11 protein-coding genes are annotated in these 23,245 nt (G+C 43.2%); all 11 read right to left on the bottom strand.

The window, feature by feature from the left end; all coding sequences use genetic code 11:
* Positions 1–32: 32 nt before the first annotated feature.
* The 11 genes from GGQ60_RS10440 to GGQ60_RS10390 all read right to left on the bottom strand — a co-directional run bounded on the left by GGQ60_RS10440 (position 33) and on the right by GGQ60_RS10390 (position 23,093).
* Positions 33–4,142: a hybrid sensor histidine kinase/response regulator transcription factor gene (locus GGQ60_RS10440; RefSeq protein WP_183763362.1), complete on the bottom strand. Its 4,110-nt coding sequence runs from the start codon at positions 4,140–4,142 to the stop codon at positions 33–35.
* Between the two features lie 159 nt (positions 4,143–4,301).
* Positions 4,302–6,266 (bottom strand): sialate O-acetylesterase, encoded by a 1,965-nt coding sequence (locus GGQ60_RS10435; RefSeq protein ID WP_229685026.1) that lies wholly within the window; start codon positions 6,264–6,266, stop codon positions 4,302–4,304.
* A 257-nt stretch (positions 6,267–6,523) separates the two neighbouring features.
* Positions 6,524–8,209, bottom strand: a complete 1,686-nt coding sequence (locus GGQ60_RS10430; RefSeq protein WP_183763359.1) for an endo-1,4-beta-xylanase — start codon at positions 8,207–8,209, stop codon at positions 6,524–6,526.
* A gap of 28 nt (positions 8,210–8,237) precedes the next feature.
* A complete protein-coding gene (locus GGQ60_RS10425) occupies positions 8,238–9,209 on the bottom strand; it encodes a DUF5627 domain-containing protein (protein ID WP_183763356.1) in 972 nt (323 codons plus the stop codon).
* Between the two features lie 27 nt (positions 9,210–9,236).
* Entirely contained in the window at positions 9,237–10,997 is a 1,761-nt protein-coding gene (locus GGQ60_RS10420; protein ID WP_183763353.1) for a RagB/SusD family nutrient uptake outer membrane protein, read from the bottom strand.
* Positions 10,998–11,018: 21 nt separating this feature from the next.
* Positions 11,019–14,060, bottom strand: a complete 3,042-nt coding sequence (locus GGQ60_RS10415; RefSeq protein WP_221235926.1) for a SusC/RagA family TonB-linked outer membrane protein — start codon at positions 14,058–14,060, stop codon at positions 11,019–11,021.
* A gap of 33 nt (positions 14,061–14,093) precedes the next feature.
* Entirely contained in the window at positions 14,094–15,983 is a 1,890-nt protein-coding gene (locus GGQ60_RS10410) for a RagB/SusD family nutrient uptake outer membrane protein (protein WP_183763350.1), read from the bottom strand.
* 11 nt (positions 15,984–15,994) lie between these two features.
* On the bottom strand, positions 15,995–19,171 hold the full coding sequence (locus GGQ60_RS10405) for a SusC/RagA family TonB-linked outer membrane protein (protein ID WP_183763347.1): 3,177 nt from the start codon (positions 19,169–19,171) through the stop codon (positions 15,995–15,997).
* 567 nt (positions 19,172–19,738) lie between these two features.
* On the bottom strand, positions 19,739–19,888 hold the full coding sequence (locus tag GGQ60_RS23170) for a cysteine peptidase family C39 domain-containing protein (RefSeq protein WP_373284793.1): 150 nt from the start codon (positions 19,886–19,888) through the stop codon (positions 19,739–19,741).
* Positions 19,889–20,057: 169 nt separating this feature from the next.
* The gene (locus tag GGQ60_RS10395; RefSeq protein ID WP_183763344.1) at positions 20,058–21,176 is read right to left on the bottom strand and encodes a TlpA disulfide reductase family protein; all 1,119 of its coding nucleotides are present in this window, start codon (positions 21,174–21,176) and stop codon (positions 20,058–20,060) included.
* Positions 21,177–21,434: 258 nt separating this feature from the next.
* The gene (locus tag GGQ60_RS10390; RefSeq protein WP_183763341.1) at positions 21,435–23,093 is read right to left on the bottom strand and encodes a sigma-54 interaction domain-containing protein; all 1,659 of its coding nucleotides are present in this window, start codon (positions 23,091–23,093) and stop codon (positions 21,435–21,437) included.
* Between the last annotated feature and the right edge of the window lie 152 nt (positions 23,094–23,245).

The following is a 23,245-nucleotide window of genomic DNA, read 5'->3' as shown; positions in this document are numbered from 1 at the left end:
TGAAAAATATAACCAATTTTTAAAGAAAATTATCACACCGCTTTTAAAGTTTCGCGTTTATCCTTTCGTTTTAGATGGATATATTCAGACGGCAGCATATTAAACTGGGCTTTAAAAAGCTTCGAAAAATAACTTGGCGTGCCAAAACCGGTCATATAGGCAATCTGGGCTACGTTATAATCGCTTTTTTCGAGCAACTCTACTGCCCTTTCCAGTTTTACTGACCTAATGTACTCTATAGGCGTTAAGCCGGTAATTTCAAGCAGTTTATGATAGAGGGAGCCCCGGCTCATGCCAACATGCCTGCTCAGTTCTTCAACAGAAAGCTCCGGATTATTCAGCTTTTCATCAATATACTGTACAATTTTATTTAACAGCTTAACCTCGCTCGATTCAATTTCGAGTTCTTTGGCCTGTACCTTCACCTGTTTAGAGTAGGCATTTTTAACAGAGCGGTTAAACAGCAATAAATTTTCAATTTTTGCCTGCAGAATACCAAAATTAAAAGGTTTGGTCAGGTAATCATTGGCACCCGATTTCAGGCCTTTAATCTGGTCATCTTCGCCGCTGATAGCAGTTAAAAGAATAACCGGGATATGACTTGTTCTTTTATCGGCCTTGATTTTCTGGCTTAACTCAATACCGTTCATTTCGGGCATGCTGATATCGGTAACCACCAGCTGAGGATGTGCCGAAAGTGTTTTTTGCCATCCTTCTTTGCCATCTGCCGCTTCTATAATCTGGTAAAACGGTTGTAAGCTATCTTTCAGGTAAAACCTGAATTCCTCATTATCTTCAACCAAAAGAATGGTGGCCATTTTAAGATCGGCAGGTGAAGTTTCGGCAGCAGATTCATCAGTTTGTTCGTCAATCAAATTGTAAGCCTCACCATCAATTTCAACATCATCTGCCACCTCTACGGGCAGCGAAACCAGAAACGTCGTTCCCTTTCCAGCTTCGCTTTCTACGTTAATTTGCCCACCGTGCAATTCTACAAATTCTTTAACAATCGATAACCCAATGCCACTGCCCTGATTTAAGATAGCACTTACATTGTTATCCATAAAAAAGCGATCGAACACTTTATCTTTATTGTGATCGGCTATACCTATCCCCGTATCTGAAACTTCGATAAAAAATACAGGTTTAACCTGATCGGCAGCAGCTCCGAGGTACATGTTCAGGCATACTTCCCCACCTTCTTTTGTAAATTTAAATGCGTTGGAAAGCAGATTGAAAATGATCCTTTCCATTTTATCCTGATCGAAGGGGGCTTTCAGTTTTTTAATGTCGCTGTTGATGTGAAGTGAGATTTTCTTGCGTTCGGAAAGATCCTGGAATGCTTCGGCAGCTTCGCTGATAAAACCAACAAGATCAGCCTCTTTCAGGTTTAACTTCAGCTCCTGTTCTTCCATTTTTCTAAAATCGAGCAGCTGATTGACCAGGTTCAACAGTCTTCTGGCATTTCTTCTGATCATTTTTACCTGGCCAGCCACTGCAGGCTCCTGTTTAACCGCCAACAGCTTATCAACCGGTGCCAGGATTAACGAAATCGGTGTTCTAAACTCATGGCTTAAATTGGTAAGAAACTTAATCTTTTGTATATCCAGTGCGTGAGCCCGTTCCGCATCTCTTCGCTGTTGCAGCACTTTTTCTTCTGCATTTATTTGTGCCTGCTCCAGGGCAAGTTGCTTTTTAATGCGCTGAATTCCCCTTCTCCTGATCGCAAACAGGATTGAACCGGCCAGCACTACATAAAAAACATAAGCGTAAGTGGTTCTCCACAGGGGTGGTTGTATATGGATAGCAATGGATGTGATTTTATTACTCCACACGCCGTCGTTATTACTAGCCCTTACCTGAAAAATGTAATCTCCGGGATCTAAATTTGTGTAATATGCTGTCTTCTCTTTCCCTACTTCATTCCAATCCCGGTCTAAACCAACCAGGCGGTAAGAATAGTGGTTTTGTTGCGGTGCAGTGTAATTCAGCGCTACATAACTAATGGAGAAATTTTGTCCGTAGCTCAGTTTAATTTCTTTGGCAAAGCTAATCTGCTCTTTAATAGGTGATTTTTCGCCAGGCATTACAACGGAATTGGCTACCTTTAACTCGGTAAGCAGCACGTTTGGAACCACATTATTGGAAGGCAATTCGAGCGGATTAAAATAGTTGAAACCATCTTGCCCCCCAAAATAAAGCTCACCTCCCGAAGTACCGATGCCCGAACCCAATATAAAAGGACTATCCTGCATCCCGTTCGGACGACCAAAGTTTTTTATCTTTTTCGTTTCCGGATTAAGGCAACTGATGCCGTTATCGGTGCTGAACCAGATTAGTCCGTCCCTGCCTTCGAGTATTTTATACACAATGGCATTCGACAAGCCATTTGTTTCGTTAAAATTGGTAAATTTTCCTGTACTTCGGTTAAAAAAATCAAGTCCGGCACCATCTGTACCGGCCCATATATTACCTTTACTATCACATAACAAACTCAAAACCACATCATTAGAAAGACCGCCATTTGCCTTACGGTAGGTGATAAATTTCCCTTTGTCCCGTTGAAATACTGCTATGCCGGTTCCACTGGATGCCAGCCACATATTACCATCGGGATCTTCTACGATAGCACGGATAAAACCATTACTGGGTAGCATCATAGGCGCTTTGGAATAAGTGCCATACCGTGTAAACGAATTGGTTTTATAATCAAATACATCAACACCGGTTCCATTTGTACCGATCCATATCAAACCCCTGCTATCTTCTTTAATGGCAAAAATTTCGTTTTGGCTAAGGTCAGTAGCCATAGGGCCAGCCAGAAATTGCCTGTAAGTTTTGGTTACCGGATTATAAGCAAACAAACCATGTTGATAAGTGCCCACCCATAGTGTACCGTGCGAATCAAATGTCAGCGCAAGTATGGCTAACGGATTCCGGGAAAAATCAATTTTACTTTTGATATCAATTTGCTCGAATATTCCATTTTCGCGATCGAAAACATGTAAGCCTCCTCCATCCGTGCCCACGAAGATTTTCCTTTTTGAGAATTCAGCAAAAGAAGTGACAATGGGTGATGAAAGTCCTTTCGGATCAAACGGGCTGCTTCGTTTGAGATTAAAGAGCGCTAAATTCGGATCGAACTTATTTACCCCTCCCTGGTAGGTACCCAGCCAGATAATCCCGTTATTAGCCATGCAAATACTTCTTACCGACTTATGGCTGAGGCCAAAGGATTCCCGCTTATTAGGCCGGATTGTTGTAAAAACCTCGGTATAGGTATCAAAAATGGACACGCCATCTTCTGTACCCAGCCATAACTTACCTCCTTTTTGTAACCTTGCCGAATAAATAATATCGTCAGAGAACAGCCTATCGTTCGGTTGTAAAAATGATTTGAAATGTTTGCCATCAGGCAGTAACAGGTTTAGCCCGTTATACGTTCCAAAAAAGATACGACCCTTTTCATCCTGTACAATAGTTTTGATGAAATTATTGCTGAGACTTGACTTATCTGCAGGATTATGGGTAAACTTTTCGGTGGCACCATTGGTCAGGTTAAGTGCCAGCAGCCCCATGTTGGTACCGATATACAATTTGTTGCCGCTCCCCTGGAGAAAAGAAAGCACGCTGGATCCGTTGCCCATTAATTGGTTGATGCCGACATTCCTTACCTTAAAAGTTTTGGTATTGATCACACGGTACCCGCCAAATGTACCTACCCAAATATTCCCGCTTTTATCTTCGTAAAGGGTTAATACATTAAACGGAAGGTTACGGTTCGGGATCCCTTCGCCAACAAACGATTTAAATGTATTGTGTTTAGCGTCATAAAAAGCCAGCCCTCCTCCATTTGTACCAATCCAAAGCCTCCCGTTGCGATCTTCTAAAAGTGCAGAGATGTTGTTAGAAGGAATACTCGTACTGTCGCCACTTTTACTGGTATATACCGTAAAATTGGTGCCGTCAAATTTATTCAGTCCGTCATTAGTCCCAAACCACACCAACCCGTTATGATCCTGCAGGATCGTATTCACTGTATTGGAAGAAAGGCCATTTTTGGTATTCAGGGTAATAAAGTTGGGTTTATTCTGGGCAGCTACGGTGGTGCAGGCGAATAACCCTATTGCTGTAAGCAACATTGCTACTCTACTTATACTTAATCCTCGTTTTAACATCATAAAATACATTAGCGCATCCGGTTGTGATTGTAACGTTTCTGGCTACACAGGTACTGCGCTGGGATACCATGGTTTTTAAATTTGTTTGTTTGCTAAAATAGCAAATGGCCCTGTTTCAGGCTATTTTATTTCAGCCTCAAAGGGAGAGGCCGGCAGTCCGTCTTTGTTATACAAATTTGCACTCTCGGGGTTGTCGGCCCAGGCGTATCGAACCGCTGCAGGGCCGGAAATGCCATCGTTCCAGACAATAACCGTGTTCCCTTCTATTTTAGCTTTGGCCCAAACGTATTTTTTATCCGCGGCCGCTATGGCAAAATGATAAAGTTCAGTTTCTCCCTGCGCAACCAATCCCTGGCCAACATGATCAAAATTCAAAATCACGCGGTTACCCTGAACCGTTGCCGACCGGTAAACCGGCCCGGAGTAAGTGATATTATCTTCGCCATAAACCAGTTTTTCGGCCCATAAAGCTAAACGCTCGCCAATCTGTTTTTTATTCAGGGGGTGAATATCATTCCATTCTCCAGCGCCCAGCCCTACAGACATCCCGGTGTTCTCTATTTTTAACGTTTGGAGCTGGCTTTGCCGAAGTTGTGCCCAATCGCTCTCTACTGGCAAATAGTCTACCTCCATATAATTGGGTAGCTGAGCGAATAAAAAAGGAAGATTGCCCAACCCCCATTTATTTCTCCAATCCATAATCAGGGCAGGCAGCAGTTTAGCATATTCTTTTGGCTTACCTGCATTTGTTTCTCCCTGGTACCATAAAAAGCCACGTATACCATAATCGAGTGCAGGTGCAACCATTGTATTGTAAAGTCCGGTAGGGGAATTTTGTTCAACAATTGGCTGTGAGATCTGCTGCCCAGGTGAAGGATAGCTTGTTTTAGGAAATACTTCGTGTACCTGGTAATACCACTCGCCCCTTAAATCGATCACTTGCCCTTCGGCCTGTAGCGAATAATTTTTGTCAGGAACAAAACCACCTTTACCATTTGTACTGGTAAGTTTTATTAAAATGGTATTTTTTCCGGGTTTTAGGAGGTTTGCAGGTACAGTATACCTCCGCGGAGGATACTGGTAAGTAATATTTCCTACAAAGATCCCATTTACGAATGTGGAATCGGCATCAATTATACGTCCTAAAAAAAGTTTTGCAGGCTTGCCCGCCATTTCTGCCGGCACCTCAACTTCTTTTCTGAAGTACAGGACACCGTTCAAATTTCGCACCCCCTGATCTGCCCAGTAACCTGGCATCCAGAATTTATGCCATGTTTTTGGCACATCGGAAAACGGCATGGCTTTAGCAGGTCGAGGCTGACCGGATGATTTCAACCTGTTCTGGTAAGTGGTATCCCGAAAGTTTTTAATCTGCGCTTCTATTGCAGGAAAATCCTTAAAAGCATCCTTACTCATCCAGGCCTCTATCGGCGTCCCGCCTACACTGGAATTAATAATTCCAATCGGAACTTTGTATTTTTGATAGAGTTTTTTTGCAAAGAAATAAGTAACCCCGCCAAATTCAAGCAAGCTTTTACCCATGGCAGGCTTCCACTCTCCTTTTGGCAGATCAAGCGATTCTTTAGTTACATCAGCCTTTGTTGGCACGAAAAAATTCCTGATCTGAGAAAAATTGTCATGCTCAACCTCGTTCGGATAATTTTCTTTCAGCCTTTCCATGGCTAACACCATGTTCGACTGACCCGCGCAGAAATACACATCTCCAATTAAAACATCAGTTAATGTAATCAGGTTCTGCCCGGCAATGGTCATCGTGTAAGGACCACCGGCTTTCATTTTGGGGAGCCTTATTAACCATTTCCCATTGCTAGCGGTAATTGTTTCAAAATTTCGGCCTTTAAAAGAAAGTTTAACTTTTTCGTTTGGATTGGCCCAGCCCCAAATTTTCAAATTCATATTTCTTTGCAGCACCATCCGGTTCCCGATCAGCTGGGGAAGTTTTACCTCAGCGCTTCCCTTTTCATGAATAAACAACATGGCAAAAAGGAGCACACAGGATTTTACCATCATACTCGAAAAGCCTGGAAAATATAATCGTGGTACATCCCGGAAAATTAAGGGCATGCCAGTTTTCTTGTAGAAAGACATCGTTTACGTTACTATTTGGTTATTTCTTGAAGAAGTTAGGTAAAGTCAGCACCTCGCCTAAGTAATTCTCAACCGAATATACCATTTTATACGGAAAAAACAATCGATTGCATTATAATAATAAAAAAAGCCAGGAACAACGCTAAACCGTAGTTCCTGGCTTTAAATGCTATATTCTATTGATCGTGTGCAAGGGAAAACCTTAAACCTTAAACCCTACACCTTGTAGTTTATCATTTATTCTTTAAGCCTTCGGCTACACCAACATAGGCTGGTTTTCTCACAAACCCTTCTGTCCATAAACCGATAGGTTCTCCGGCTCTCCAGCTTGAGCCTGCCGGACTATCCTGGGGAGCCCAAATTGTAATGCCGTATCGCTGGGCAGCAGGAATGAGCTCAAAGTATTTTTTGATTACATACTTATACATTTCAGATTGGGCGGCATACTGTTCTGCTGTTGCCTGTGCAGTTTTTACATTTCCGGCAAAGCCCATATCCAGTTCTGATATTTTGATCAGTTTACCGGTTGCCGCCAGCAATTTGAACATTTCCTCAATTTTGGCCTTATCGGATGTTGCTATGATGTGCATCTGGGTGCCTATACCATCTATTTTAGCCCCTTTTCCTTCCAGGTACTTTACATAATCGATTAAGCCTTTGCATTTATCGATATTAGATTCCAGGTTGTAATCGTTAATGAAATGAATATCGGTAGCATTACCATATTGCCTGGCCAATTGAAAAGCTTTAAGGGCATAGTCTTTCCCCAGGTAGTCCTGCCAAAAAAACTCATCCGCCGCAATTGAGGTACGGCCTGCAGCAGTTTTTAGTTCAGCAGGTTTTGCGTCATCCATGGGCTCGTTAACCACATCCCAGGCTTTGACATAATCTTTTGAAGCGGTAACGATACCTTTAATCCAGGTTTCTAATGCAGTAGTTAAAATGGTTTTTTTCTGTTCGGCAGTTTTTTCTACAATTGTACTTCCACCAAGGGCATTGTATTTTTTGAGCGTAATATTATCGAAATAAAAATTCGTTGCTGTTTTTCCAAGATTAAAGGCAAGTGCACCGCTCGTTGCCATATCGGCAGTAACCGTAATTTCTTTGGTATAGGTTGTCCACGTAGGCGTGGAAGAAATTGTGCCGAAAAAATCATAAAATTTGTAGGCGCCCGGGGTAACATGAGCCTGGGTAGGGTAAGAGGCCGCAACATCAGAACGTACATTCATTTTCAGCTCGTACCGCTCACCTACGGCTACTGCCGGAAATTTAAGAAAGAGCTGTGCATCATAATCGTTGGTCCTTACAGCTGAATTGCTGATTTTTAAAGCCCTTCCTGTACCATTAAAGCCTTCGCCAACGGCAGTAAAGGAGGCTACGGCATTGGTATTGGATTGATAAACCGAAGCATTATCTGTTTCAAAATCGGCGCCAATTACCAGGTCCCAGGTGGGGCCACCGCTTGAAGGAATAACTACCGGTGCGATCAATCCTTTCAAATAAGTTGCATTTTGGTTGGCGTGCCAGGCCAATGTATGGCCAAATACGGTAATACCGGCTTTTGAAGCGGTTTCCAACAGGCTTTTAACATTAGTTAGCGCCAGGCTCCCGTCAGCCTGTACAACAGCGCCATGTTTCATTTCGTAACCCAGCGTAATTTCGTCGAAATTGCTGTTAACCAGCCTGTACATTACCCCTTTTGACAGGTAGGATTGCAAACTGGCTCCTGCACCGAATTTAAATTTAGGATTTGCGGTTCTGTCTATATAGGTTTTTAACGGTTGATAGGCATCAATCTGCTCTTGGGCAGTGAAGCTTGAGGGCTTTGCCACCTGGAAATCAAGCGACTCATATTTGTGGCAGGATGCAAGCAATACTACCCCCGCCAGGCCAAATGCTATTTTGTATAATCGTTTCATTTTCACCATTATTTGATTAAAGATTTAATTACCTGATGGGCGTAAACGTTTCAGCTTTTACCCCACGATCGCGCATAACCAGTGTATCCAGGCTATTTATAGTCCTATCGTTCAGATCCAGCTGATAGTTGAGGTAAAGGGCATCCCGGTCCTGGCTTCCCCAGCTGTTTTTCTCACCCCGTTTAACAAATTTTCCCGTTCCCGTTGCTGTAAAGCCAGCCTCCCCGGCAGAAATGGTACAGTTACCACTGTTGTCAAAAGTTAACAGTAAGGTCCGTGTAATACTGCTTCCCCCCGCTACTTTAAAGGTAACCGGGAATTCGGCCTGGGTTAATGATCTTGTATTTAGCTTATTGATTTCATCGCTCTCCACATATTTCATGTGGCGGACAATGTTTTGATTGAGTGAAGTATTACCATTTTTGCCAACGATTACATCTTTTCCCCTGCGAAGATAGAAACCCTGCCAGGTATTGATGTATTTTACAGCATACAGGGTATATTTTTTCTCCGGCAGGATTTTTTTATTCTGATCCACGCTGGTCATGATCAGTGGAATTACATAGGTGGTATTTACGCTCAGTGGATCTGCAAAAAAAGCATCGGTTAGCTGTACATCCACCCCACCGATCAGGCTTCCTTTCGGGATCACGATTTTAGTGGCCGCAAGGTTATAATAGTTAGCTGGCATAGGCTTCACGCTGCCGCTATACGGCGATGGGAAAGATAAACCCTGGGTTAAGGAATTATCTACGCTGATACCAACGGTAATGTCTTCCTTATTGGTATAAACTCCACCTACAGTACCCATAATCTGAAACCGGTGTTGATTATCCAGCGAAGTATCAAAAATATCTTCGCCCATGGTAAGGGTCCGGATTGGCCCCTGGTAGGCAAAATAAACGGTTTGGACATCGTTATCCGGAAATGCCCACTCTTCGTTTTTGCAGGCGCCAAGTACTAAAATAAGCGCAAGTAAAAGATATATTTTATTTTTCATGATGTTGATCGGTTATAATGAATGAATTTACCATCCTGTATTTTGTTGCAAAGCATTGTATTTGAGTATCTCACTGTAAGGAACCGGCCCGAATCTCATATACTCCTGGTAGTTTCTGGCCTCTACATCGATCTGCTGGTAAACGCCCTGGGAAATGCTCAGCCCTTTAACCGGTTCGGTTAGCGCAGCGTTCCACCTGCGAAGGTCCCAGAATCGAAAGCCTTCAAAAGCCAATTCCAGCCTGCGTTCGTTTCTAATCAATGTCCGCATGGCATCTTTATCTCCTTTCACAGATTCGAGGTAAGCATCACCATTGGTAGTTCCGATGCCGGCCCTGGCCCTGATGGCTTTAATAATATCATAAGCAGAATAAGGATTGCCACCATTTGCAGTAGGTCCCCATGCTTCATTTGCCGCCTCTGCATAAATGAGGAACATTTCTGTATAGCGGATATGTGGCCTGTAGTGCTTCTGGTTATTTACCGTAGGTGTGCGGCTAACATCTTGCCTTAACAATTTTTTCATGTAGTAACCGGTACGTGTAGAAACTTCTTTTCGGTTCAGGCCATCGTCATTACTTGCTAAATCTGTGGTGGTGTTAATTACCTTGTTTGTAGGGCCAATCGTATTGCCATTGTAAACGATAAATTTTGCCAAACGCGGATCCCTGCCTGTAAACGGGGCAGACGGATTATATCCGCTCTGCGGCGTGCTGGTTATCGGATAACCGTTCAGCATCGGAAAAGCATCAACCAGATTTTGAGTGGGATTAATGCGCCCCTGGCCGGATAAGGTTGGTGGATAGTTGGCTGCTTCCAAATCACTGCTCGATCCAACATTGGTACGCCACAGGATTTCCCTGGGGCTGGCACCCGAGGCCAAAGCATCGATTTCGCTTCTGTTATCATACCAGGTAACACCGTTAGGATCTAAATTTGCCAGCCAATTGTTTAGTTTAAGCACCTCTGCGGCATAGCCGGCTGCATCGGCCCATGTGGTAGAATTGCCTGTAGCAAAAGCCGGACTTGCCCCCATTAATGCTACACGGGCACGGATGGCTTTCGAGATACGGCCTGTCATCCGCTGATTGAAAAACTTACCGAAAACCCGGTTATAGGTTTCTACATTAACACCTGCATATTTTGCAGGAATCTGGCTGGTACTGCTAATATCGACATAATCTAAAGGGAGCAATTGTTCTGCCCTGTCCAGATCGCCATAAATCTGTTTAATGCAGGCATCAAAAGTAGCACGTGGCTGGTTAAAGTCAGAAGCCGGTGTCTCGGGTTGAAGCACCAACGGAAAGCCATATAAAGTACCGCCCACTTTACCGGCATGTGCCTGTAACAGGTACGACATGAGGTAGGCCCTTAAAGCATAGGCTTCCCCTTTCATCCGGTCGTTAAACATCCTGCTCAGCACCGGGTCTTTTGAATCCCAAAGTACCTTGTCTGATTCGGCCAAAAACAAGTTAATATACTGGATACCTGCCCTTGCATTGGTCCACTGATCTACAGGGTTGAACGCTGCAGACCATTGCCCGGTGGCCATTTTCCTGAAATTATTGTTGATATCGTTGCTTACGGCATCGTCTGTAGCCACATCGTTAAACGTCCAGCCGTTTGACGGTAACCGTGTATAACCGTTAAGCAGCAAGCCATGGGCCAAGGCTGGTTCTGTATAGATGTTGTCAAAATCTCCGTTATTTTGCGGAGCAGGATCTGTAAACTTTTTACAACCCCAGAGCATCGCTACGACAACTATAAATCCTATTAATTTTCTGTTCATTTTTTCTAATCTAATATTGAATTAAAACATTGCCTTTACGCCCAGGTTATATAACCTTGTTTGCGGAGCCCCACCTAAATTCAGCTCAAGAATTTCCTTTTCTTTTGCAATGGTTAAAAGATTAAACCCGGCCACATATAGCCCCAATTCTTTCAGAACTTTGCTCTTGAACAATTTATCAGAAACGGTATAGGAAATCTGAACCTTCGATAAATCAAACCTATCAGTACTGTATAACCAGAAATCAGACGCCCTGAAATTATTATCGCCGTTTGAGGTGGTTAGTCGCGGAAAGGTTGCCGTGTTTTTTGTTTGCGGTGTCCACCGGTCGCGCACCACATCCGAATATTTATCGCTTCCATTTACCCAGAAATAGTTATCACTTTTCATGGCACTTGCACCAAAACGGCCTGTACCCAGAACAAACAGGGTAAGGTTTTTCCATTTAGCTGTTAAATTTATACCTGCTGTAAATGGTGCTCCGAACCAGCCGCCGCGGCCAAGATAAACCTGGTCTTTATCATCGATGATTTTGTCGCCGTTCTGATCGATATATTTGATATCTCCTGGCGCCAGGGCCGAGCCAAATGCCGGTTTTGGGCCATTGATTCCATCGGCTGCCGCCACTTCGCCCGCATCCATATAAAAACCATTGCTTTTTAATCCCCAAATGGCATCGAGTGGTTTACCTGCGCGGTATTGGTAGCTATTTTCATAAGTTAAAAAATCGGCGCGTTTGGTTGCTTTGGTTGTATAATATGTTCCAGACATCCCCAAAGTCCAATCGATAGCTCCGATGCGTTTATTGAAATTTAAGTAAAAATCTACACCGGTACGCTGGTCGCTATTGTAATTACTGTACGGCACAAAAGAAGAGCTTGGGAATCCGGTAGTGAAATAGCTCGGATAAAGGACGTTAATCTGACCGATAATTCCGGTAATGTTATTTCTAAATACATTGGCACCGAAATTAAACTGGTTGTTGAACATGGTACCTTTTATCCCTACACTGATTTCTTTTCTTTTAGCAAAAGTTAAATCCATATTGGATCCACGACGGGAATCGGTCGACTGTGTACCGGTACCATCATTCCAGCCGTACCAGTTGCCGCCTGTGGCAGTGTAAATACTTTCGTAAGCAAAATACTCATCAAAATCAAGATCGGTATTTAAAACCCCTCCTGATGCGGTTAGGGTCAGGTCGTTAATAAATGAAGCATTTTTTAAAAACGGCTCCTCGCTAAGGCGCCATCCAATAGAACCCGCCGGAGAAAGGGCTACCCTGTTTCCCGGAGGCATTTTTGGCGAGCGTACCACAGCACCCGTAAGTTCAGCAAAATACTTACGGTTAAAATCATAGTTTAACTGCAATCCCAAATTGGAATTTGTTGTGGGTTGATAAATTTCAGATTGCGACTGACGGTATGCTGCGGCAAGTAATATAGCAGAAATATGATGCTTATCGCGGATAGTGGTATTGTAGTTGAACTGGCCTGAAAATGAAATGGTTTGCCTGTAATAACTATCTGCAATGTTCTGAACGCCGGTTTTAGTATCTTCACCCCAGCGGGTTAAACTTCCGATTAGCGTAGTACCCGAATAGGTAGTCCAGTTGGGTTGGTAAGTGGCATATCCATTACGATATCCCTGGTTATAGCTGTTCAGGTAATCAATCCCCATGCTGCTGCTGAAGGTCAGTCCGTTCAGGATCCCTTTCAGATCAGCATCAATGCCTGTGGTAAACTGGAACTGGCGTTGCACAAATTTATTGTTGCCTCCTGCATAAATGGCTGCAATCGGGTTAGTTTGATCCAATTGCGTACCACCTAGAATGTATTGCCCATCAATGATTTTGGCGTTTTTGATCATCGCCCTGCTTACCTCATCGCTCTGTTCCAATAAGTTTATAGGAATTAAGGGGGTAAACAGATGAGGGCGCAGGGTTGCAGCGTTAGCCCAATAATTGGTGTTTACTCCGCCACCACTTGAAAATACTGCACTTGCATCTACCCTGGCCTTGAGTGCTTTGGTAAGCTGCATATCAACATTTCCACGTATATTGAAGCGCTCTGTTGTATTATTTTCTTTTGCTTCCCCGAAGTTAATCAGCGAACCGGTAGATACAAATCCAACATTTGTATAGTAACGGGCGCGTTCGTTTCCGCCCGAAATTTCGGCCACGCCGTCGTAACGTGCAAAGCTGCTTTTGAGGTATTCAGACGAATAATAATCAACACTTGGATAACGGTAAGGGTTAATACCTGAATGGTTATAGATCGTTTCAGGACTATAGATCGCTGCCAGGCCATCATTGGCCAAAGCTTCGTTATACAAGGTCATGTATTCAGATGAGCCCAGGTACTGCGGGTATCTTTTTGGTGTATTTAATCCGATATTGGTACGAACGTTTATTTTTTGCTTAATTGGCAACCCTCTTTTTGTGCTGATTAAAATTACCCCCTTCGCACCTCGGCTGCCATACAAGGCAACGGCCGATGCACTTTTGAGAAAAGTAATATCCTCAATCTCATTGGGTGTAACGCTGTTTACATCCCTCGGCACCCCATCAACCAATATCAGCGAGGTATTCATCCCCCAAAGGTTGTTGCCATTAAAGCCCGGCGCAAATGCCTCTATCCCGTCCAATCCGTAGGTGATAAAGTTTTTCTCAAAAAGCTGCGCAAGGTTAACATTTGAAACCCCTGCCGGAAGATTATCTTCTTCTGCATTTTTAAAACCAACATTTACCAGGCGGTCGTCTTTGGTTAGCGTGATCTGCTTTAGGTTAGCTGAGGCAATTACCAACGAAGTTTTATATCCTTTGGCACTAACCGTAAAAGTACTGTTGGCGTCTGCTGACAACGAGAACTCGCCAGCCTGGTTGGCGATGGTGAATACCTCGCTTCCTTCGATATGGATGGAGGCCCCTTTTACCGGATTTCCACTGATATCGCGAACAACAGCTTTTATAGGTATCTTAATGGCATCCTGACCTTTAATTACACCGGCAAGCAGTGTAAAGAAAACACTCAGTACCAATGTATTTCTTAAAAATTTCATCATTCTTGTCTTTAATTAGTTGTGATCATGAAAACCTTACCATCCAGGGTTCTGTGCGAACTCTTTATACATGTTTACATCTGCCCGTTTTAGTGGCAACCAATAATGTTTTTCGCTAAACGGGCGTTGTAATATTAACCGCTCGCGATAATTTACAACCTTATTTAATTTGGTGTCGACAGAAGAATTTAATGGCGCAGCGCGATCAAATTCTGCGGCTGTTTTTAAGGTGTATGGGAGCTCGGCCAACAAATGCCAGCGGCGAAGATCGTTAAACCGGTGTCCTTCGAAAGCCAGTTCAACGGCACGTTCACGCCTAACTTCTTTCATAAATTCTGTTGTATTCGCCAGGAATGGTGTGGCAACATGTCCAACACCAGCCCTGTCACGGATCACATTAATCGCGTCAACAGCACTTTTACCAAACCCCTCGGCTGTGGCAGTCGGTGAGTCGTAACCTGCTGCAACCGACTCAGCATACATCAGGTAAATATCTGCCAAGCGCATGTATGAAACCTTGATGTTCAGGTTTTGGCCATAATTCCAGCCCTGATCAAAGTTGTTTGCGGTTCTTGGCACAAATTTGAACATCATGTATCCTGTACGGCTACCGGAACGCTCGTCCCTATAACTTCCATTGGTATAGAGGTTTGCATATCGGTGTGGTTCCATATTTGCGGCCAATGTTCCCTGTACCACTTTAACTCCATCGTATATAATATCGTTGTAAAACCGGGGATCGCGATCACGCCATGGAAATTGCGGATCATATCCTGAGCCGGTGGGATCAGCCTGTGCCGAATTTGAAATTGGCAATCCGTTTTTCATCCCATAATAGTTCACATAATTTGCAGTCGGCGCAAATACCAGTGCATCAGCCCCTACAATTGCCGGGGTATACTGCTTTGCCGTGCCATAGGTTGAACCATGTGCCCCCCAGTACGGGCCTGTAAAGATCACCTCCGTTCCTCCGGGGATCAGGAAGTTTTGACCAGTGGTATAAAAATTGGTGCTGTATTGCGAAAAAGGCAGTAACTTATGTGGAGCGGCGCCACTTTCTGTTAGTTTAAGCAATTCGGCAAATGCTGCAGCTGCTTTTTTACTTAGTTCTGCGTTATAGGTTTTACTGCCCGTAGATTCTAAGTTCATCAATGGACTTGCGGCCCACAGATAGTTTTTACCCAAATAACCCAATGCCATGATTTTGTTGATACGCAATTGGTTTTTACCCAGCGTTTGGATTCCGGCCGTTGTATTATCCCAGTTGATAGGTAAAAGATCTGCGGCTGCTCTTAAATCTAAAGCCACCTTTGCAGCGCATTCCTGGTACTTTAAGCGGGGTAACCTCAAGGCTTCATCAGCCGGCAATACCTTATCGATATATGGCAGCCCCCCGAAATATTGAATAAGCTGAAAATGGAACCAGCCCCTGAAAAACAACAGCTGGCCTTTAATCAGGTTACGTTCTTCATCTGTTGCATTTACCATCAGGTTCAGGTTTTCAAGACCTAAATTGGCTTTACGGATACCGTACCAGGCCAAAGGATACAGCCCTTTGGTAAAACGGTCGTTATTTGTATTGGCGTTGGCATTGTCTAAAAAGCCGGCGCCCCAGCCATCAAATTCTCTTTGCCAACCCCAAAAATCGCCGTTATCAACTTTATTAACAAAGTGGAAATTTTGTACTGTAGACTGGATTTCATCCTCGCCCCAGTTGAAACTGTTGGTCCAGTAGCGGTTGGTAAAATCCGGAATGCAGTTGTACAACTCTTCGGTAAAACCCTGAAAACTACGAAAGTCTTTAAAGGCAGACTCAGCAGAAACAGTTGCTTCGGGATCCCTGTCTAAATATTTTTTGCAAGACACCATCCCGGTTCCCATCCAAATCATTCCTATTAACAATAAAGATTTAATATATTTTTTCATCGTGATCATGTTTAGAAAGTGAAATTTGCCCCCAGGTTATATCGCTTCACAGTTGGGTAAGCCCCCTGTGAGGCCCATGCTTGTCCGCCGGCACTTTGGTAGTTAGCTTCACGGTCATCCGGCATCTTGGTCCATACATGTAAATTGTTTCCGTTCAGGAATAAACGAATGCTCGATATACCTGCTCTTTTAACCCAGTCTTGTCTAAAGGTGTAAGCAATCTCTGCATTTTTTAACCGCAGGTATGAGCCATCATAAAAGTAGCGGTCTGCAGCATAATACGAGGCGGGCGTTGTCTCCCAGCGCGGCATGGGCCCGTCCGGACTGGTATTATATTTAGACCAGTAACTTCCCTCAGCATAAGCCACCGTGTTTTTTCCGGAAAATGTTCCCAACACCACCTGGCGGGTAACGTTATTTACGCCATAAAACTGGGCAAAGGCGCTGAAACCTTTCCACTCAAAACCTATTGTTGCGTTGTAGGTATTTTCAGGAGAGCCTGAGTAAGCGTATGGAATATTATCATTTGCATCGATAATACCGTCGCCGTTGTAATCAACAATGTGAAAATTTCCTGGGAGTTTTTGCTGGTCGTTGGCATTATGCATGGTACTTCCATAAAGTTGGTCCCAGGTATTGTAATAACCCTGGCTCACATAACTATAAGCTTGTCCGATCTGTTTATTGGTAGGCTTTGCATATTCCGGTAATAACTCGGCCACATCAGCCTCAATTACCTTGTTTCGGGTATGGGTATAATTAACATTGCCCCATACTGTAAAATTGTTGGTGAGTTTTTTATTGAAACGGATGTCGATTTCATAACCTCTCGACCGTACTTTGCCTACATTGAAGGTAGGAGGCTGAGCGCCATAATAACTTGGAACAGCACGGGCTGTACCGGTCAGAATGTCGCTTCGGTTATCCTGAAAGAAATCTACGCTTCCGGTAATCATATTCCCCAGGATACCAAAATCAAGCGCAATATTTTTCTTCACCACTTTTTCCCAGCGGACATTAGGATTACCCACACCGGTTTCCCTGTACCAGTTATAAGGGCTATTTTCTGCAGTTTCTCCGGTAATTCCCATAGGGGTTGTTCCGCCAAAGGCCCAGTTGGTTAAAAATGCAAACCTCGGAGAGCCACCATCATCGCCAATTTCGCCGTACGATCCGCGTAATTTTAAAGTGTTAATGAATTTGACCGATTTCATAAACTTTTCTTCTGAAATCATCCATCCAAGTCCGCCTGAAGAAAAGAAATCAAAACGGTAAGCAGGCCCGAATTTTTCCGAACCATTATATGCGCCGTTATATTCAAGACTATACTTCCCTGCATAATTATAGGTAGTACGGAACACCCAGTCTTCGCGGTAAGAAGGAATGATACTCCCGGTAGCGGTATTATCCCTGCTCCAAAGCCCCATGGCGGTTAAATTATGTTTTTGAGCAATGGTCCTGGCGTAATTGAGCTGCACTTGAGAAAACATTCGGCGGTAAGTTGCACCGTCGTTAACATCACCTGCCCGGCTTGCCCACCTTACACTTTCTCTCCATTCCAGTTCTGTTGCCGCATCTTTCGTTTGCGAATAACTTACTATTCCGGTTTCAGGGTCGATGTATTTACTCAATGTTCCATTGTTACGGTCGTCAATGCCCCGGCCAGCTTCGATAAAGGTATTATCGATGGATAAGGTTCCTTTTAAGCTCAGCCCTTTAACGAGCGAGTTTAAACTTTGATCTAATGTAAAATCAGTGGTAATACGCGATGTGGTAGTGGTTTGAAGACCACTCGTTGATAGGATACGCACTGAGTTTAAACTTTGCTGTTCGTTGGGCTTATAATATCCCCATGTGCCATCCGAGTAAACAGGAAGGTAAAGATTCGGCGCTGCAGAATAAGCGGCCGTCCAGGTGTTATAAGGATTAACATCAATCCATGGTCGCTCTGATGTACCCCTTGAACCATAAATATTGGTTCTGAAAACTGTTGATGGTGTTAATTGAAAATCGAGGTTGCTCCTTACGTTAAGCCTTCTGAAACTGTAGCCACCTTCATAACCGCGGTCATTGCCAAACCTCCTGAACAAGTCGCCTTCATCCAGGTAATCAACGGCAGCAAAATATTTCACAAATGATGTACCGCCGCTGATGTTAAGATTAGCATTATACGACATGGCATTATCCCTGAATAAGGTATTAACCCAATCTACATTGGGATAACGCTCAGCTTCTTCGAGATTGGCGGGCGAACGGTATTTTTGCATCACCGCTTCCGGCAGGTAAGAACTCCAGGCGCCAGGAGCGAGTGGCAATTCATATTCTATGGTACGGTTACGCACCTGGAACATGTCGTAAGAGTCGAGTTTGCCCGGCAATTTAGAGGCAGATTTAACCACGGCATTTGCGGCCGCCCTGATTTCGGCCTTCCCTTCACGTCCCCTTTTGGTGGTTACCAAAATTACGCCATTTGCTCCTTTTACCCCAAATACTGCGGTAGCAGATGCATCCTTAAGTACCGAAACTGAAGCAACAGAGCTTATATCTATGTTATTGATGGAACGTTCAACACCGTCTACCAAAATAAGCGGACTGGCATTGTTCCAGGTACTGCGCCCGCGGATCAGGATCTGCGGATCTTCATCGCCTGGCATTCCGGTACTGGCTGTAGTGATTACACCCGGTAAATTTCCGGTTAATGCTGCACCTAAGCTGGATACACCGCCTGTTCTTTCCAATACCTCGCTGGTGGTTTGGGTTATCGCTCCAACAACACTTTGTTTCTTTTGAACGCCATATCCTACGATCACGACATCGGTTAACTGGTCGGTACTGGATTTCAGGGTTACGCTTACCGTCGTTTTCCCGGCAACATTTACCTCTTGCGATTTCATGCCCACATAGGCTACAACTAGGATCTGGTGGTCGGCGGGCACCTCTATGGCAAATTCGCCATTTGTGCCACTTTGTGCTTTAACACTGGTACCTTTTACAAGAATAGTAGCCCCTACTATGATCTGTTTTTGTTCATCAACTACTGTCCCGGTTATCTTTCGCCGCTGTTGGGCCGTAGCTGTATCAATCAACAGAACGGAAACCATCAGTGTTAAATACATCACGAGTAATACCTGCCTGATGCCCCAAATTCCGGAGCGCGCAACATTACCCATCTTGGTTATTTTTTCCATTATTTAAAATCATTTAAGAGAAATAGAATTGGATAATTATATACCGTGCTGATTAGGCAGGATTGTTAAAAACATTTTTTTTGGTTGTTTTGGTTAATAAAGAGCGGATTAGCCCCTCTTCAAAGTGGTAGTAATTTTTCGTCATAAGATTCGGTTTATTTTTGGTTAAGAATAGTTTCCGGTGCTGGCTGAACCTGTCAACCTGCAACGGCATTAAATAAATTCGCGGCAACTAGGGTGCTTTCATCAGCGTTGGTTCAATTTGGTTCACATTTGGTTAGCTCTATTACAACTAAGACCATCTTTTTTAACTCCCTGCATTTAGTATCCGCCCGGCACGCCGCCCTACCTGGTGTAGCGATGGTACTGGCTTTGTAAGGTAAGTGTTAACATTACCTACGTTAACTCTTGGGCAGGAAAAAGATAATGGTACTGGTTGTTTTTAGTTATTCGAAGCTAAGGCAACTCTGATTTTAACAATAGCACGATTGTTTAAATTTATGCCCAGTTTGTTTAAGCACCCTAAAAAGTGCTTTTATCTGCCAGAAAAAGCATTAATGTTTGAATTTAAAAAGATTTGTTTGCCGGGGAACTGAAATTCTTTTCATAATATTTTGAAATCATTTTCAGGCAGGTAGGCCCACAATCCATTTGGTTAAGCTGGTTGAAAAAAGGGAATTTTTGGTCATAAGCGTAGTTTAGGCTAAACCATTGCAGCCATTTAAATAATAAATTAAAGGCGAATTAGCCTTTAGAAAATCAAAGACATCAAGATCGCACCTAACCTAAAGTTTAGAATAATGGAATACCTCAATCAACAGCAAAACGGTTACTGAAACGAAAGGGCGTAAAGTATTTAGTTGATCATACTTAATAAATATGAACTTTAAATATCATTAAATATTTTGGCTAACTCTTTCTCCAGCTTTTCACCGCGGGGATTGATGGCTATGATTTTTCCTTTAGGATCAACCAGGTACGAAGTCGGTATCTGAATAATATGATAAGCCGAAATTCTGGGATCTTTCTGCCTGGCAATCACCTGCTTCCAAGGCAATTGACCTTCTTTTATAGCCCGCTTCCATGCCAGGGTATCAGTATCTATGCTAACGGATACGATCTCAAAACCTTTTTTCTGGTATTTGCTATACTGTTTCTTCAAATTGGGGTTTTCATTTCTGCAGGGCACGCACCAACTTGCCCAGAAATCAATTAACTTATATTTGCCATCTAAAGATTTGGTATTGAACAGCCGGTTATCAATATGCTCAGGCAGTTCGAAATCCTGAAAAAGATGGCCAACAGCAAATGTTAATGTTGACTGGTGTTTAGATAGAATTGATCTGTATAGTCCAAGCTCTTTATATTTTTCCGGCATTGCATTTATTTTCGAAATTATAACAGAATCACTGTAAAGCTTTTTTCCATATCTATCGTATAGGTCTAGTGCAGCATACGAGTTTGGATGCACAGTAAGAAATTCCTTAACCTCTTGGTAAAGCCTGGCTTGGGTCGCCTTAAATTCCGGGAGAACCAAATTTAATGAATCGGTACGCTGTCTCTTTTGATACCCAAGCATCGTTTCCAGTAATTTTTGCTCTATTGATTTTATTGGCTTGATTTTTTTATCGAATTGTTCCAATAAATCCATTTCTAACGAACCGGTAACTTTCGCCATGTAGGTGGAATCTTTATTCATCATTATGCTGATTTTACTGCCATCCACAAATACACGTTTCCACTGCTTGTTCGAAGAAACAAATATGGCATACATGCCTATATTGGTTTGTCCTTTTAGATTGAATGCACCATTGACTATTGCCGCAGAATCTATGATTTTTTTTTGGCTGTTAGCCACACCAGAATCTAACGCCAGGTAGATTTTTGTATTGACAGGCTTGCTTATTATTCCTGTAATGTTATAAGGGTACTTTTTCTGCGCAATAGAATCATTGGCTATAAAAAAATGCAGAAATAAAAAAAATGTTATAAAAATAGCTTTCATAGGAAGGACTAAGTTCTTAAGTTATCATAGGGCAGATAGTTGTCCTATGATAAAAAAATTAAGAATAAAGATTCTCGTCTACCTCTGTTTCTTCTGTAAGTGTTCAAGAGGAGAAAATAACTATTTTTTATCCTATGTGATAATGATCTGAGAATTAGCTGGGACTTTGCGATCAGGCCTTTTGGAATTTCCCATCAGCATGATCACAGCGATGAAATTCGTTTTCTACTGTATGTTGTACGATGGTGGTTTCGCTGTTTAAATCGTATGTTTCTTTGCCAGTCCCAACCTTTTGATCTTTGAATTGAGTGTTGTTGCCGGAACTCCCAAAAGTTTTGCAGCACCGTTCTTACCCGAAATTCTACCATTACATAACTCCAGTACGGCAAAGATATGGTCCCGTTCATTCTCAAAAATAGTTTTTACCGGGCCATTATGATCTTGGTTACTGAAATTCGATTGATCAGGAATTTCGATCCTATTAATCAGCCTCCCCTGGCTCATCACCACATGCCGCTCAATTAAATGCTCCAATTCCCTTACATTTCCGGGCCAGCTATAGTTGACCAGCATGGTTATGGCCCTCTTAGAAAAGCCTTCTAAAACCCGGTTGGATTTCGCGGCAAATTTCTTCAGAAAATGTGTTGCCAAAAGCGGAATATCAGTTCTGCGCTCCCTCAATGATGGTACCGTTAGCGGAAATACATTTAACCGGTAAAACAAATCTTGCCGGAAACGACCGGCCTCCACTTCGGATAAGAGATTCCGGTTGGTTGCCGAAATAACCCTCACATCTGTTCGGATAGTTTTTTTTCCGCCAATGGGCTCAACTTCTTTCTCCTGGAGCACTCGCAATAATTTGACCTGCAACTCAAGGGGCAGTTCCCCTATTTCATCCAGAAATATAGTGCCCTTGTCAGCCAGTTCAAATTTACCCACGCGTTTCTCTGTAGCTCCGGTAAAAGCGCCCTTTTCGTGTCCGAACAGCTCAGACTCGATCAGATTTGGAGGGATCGCCGCGCAATTTACCTTGATCAGTTTTTCTGATGCCCTGCCCGAGGCATGATGTATTGCCCTGGCAATGAGCTCCTTTCCCGTACCGGTTTCACCAAGAATAAGCACCGTCGAATCTGTGGGCGAAATCTTGCTGAGTAAGCTGAATACCGAGCGCATTTGCTCGGAATGGCCGATAATCTCCTCATGGGTATTTAGCCCAGGTATTTTTTCTACCTCGAATAAATGAAACTCCTCCAGGCTGCTTTTAAGCCTTTCGATTTCGGCTTCCAGCTGCTGCACTTTTTCTTGATGGCAATCTCCTCCGGAATGGGGATGAAGTACCGGTTGCCAACTGGTTTCCTTTCCCTTTTTCTCCGTAACTGAAAATAAACCGGCAATAAATTCTGCTACATTACAGCAAAAGGTTAGCCCTTCGGTACTGAGCTGCCGTTCCAGATTGTGCAGCTCAAAAGTTCCGTAAATTCTTCCGTTTGTTTCAATGGGAATATAACCATGAAATTGGTATTCTGCATCGTGATTGCCTATCCTGTGGTTCTGACCAAAAACCTCCTCCCACTCTTCCCTGGAACGCAGAATAGGAAAATCGAGCCTGGAAATTTCTTTTGTAATCTCCGAGAAATCGACCGGCCCAACTACAGAAGATGAACATGGAATGCTTCCTGAGATCATCCCACAGACATGCGAATCGACAATATGACTCAAGCGCGCATCATAAAGAACAATTGCAATACAATCTACAGCAAACAATGGATTCAATTTAGCATATATCCCTTCGAGAAGTTCGCTCAAATTGAAACCGGCAACCGCTACCCTGAATTTATTTTCGCTAAAAAAATCTTCAGCAATAGGCTTTTTTTTACTGTAAATTTCCTTGCTTAATGCGTGTTCTTTGTTTTTCATGCCTGGTTAAGTTCAGTCCGGCGAATTCAAACAATATGCCAAATGGTAAAATGCCTGAATTAAAAGACTATTTGAAAAAACTCTGGCAAAACAACTCACGATATTTCGCTAAAAGACCAGGCTAAAGACGAGATAACGTATCTGAACAAGAA

Source organism: Pedobacter zeae (genome assembly GCF_014196715.1).
Lineage (GTDB): Bacteria > Bacteroidota > Bacteroidia > Sphingobacteriales > Sphingobacteriaceae > Pedobacter > Pedobacter zeae.
This window is presented reverse-complemented; position numbering and strand designations above follow the sequence as displayed.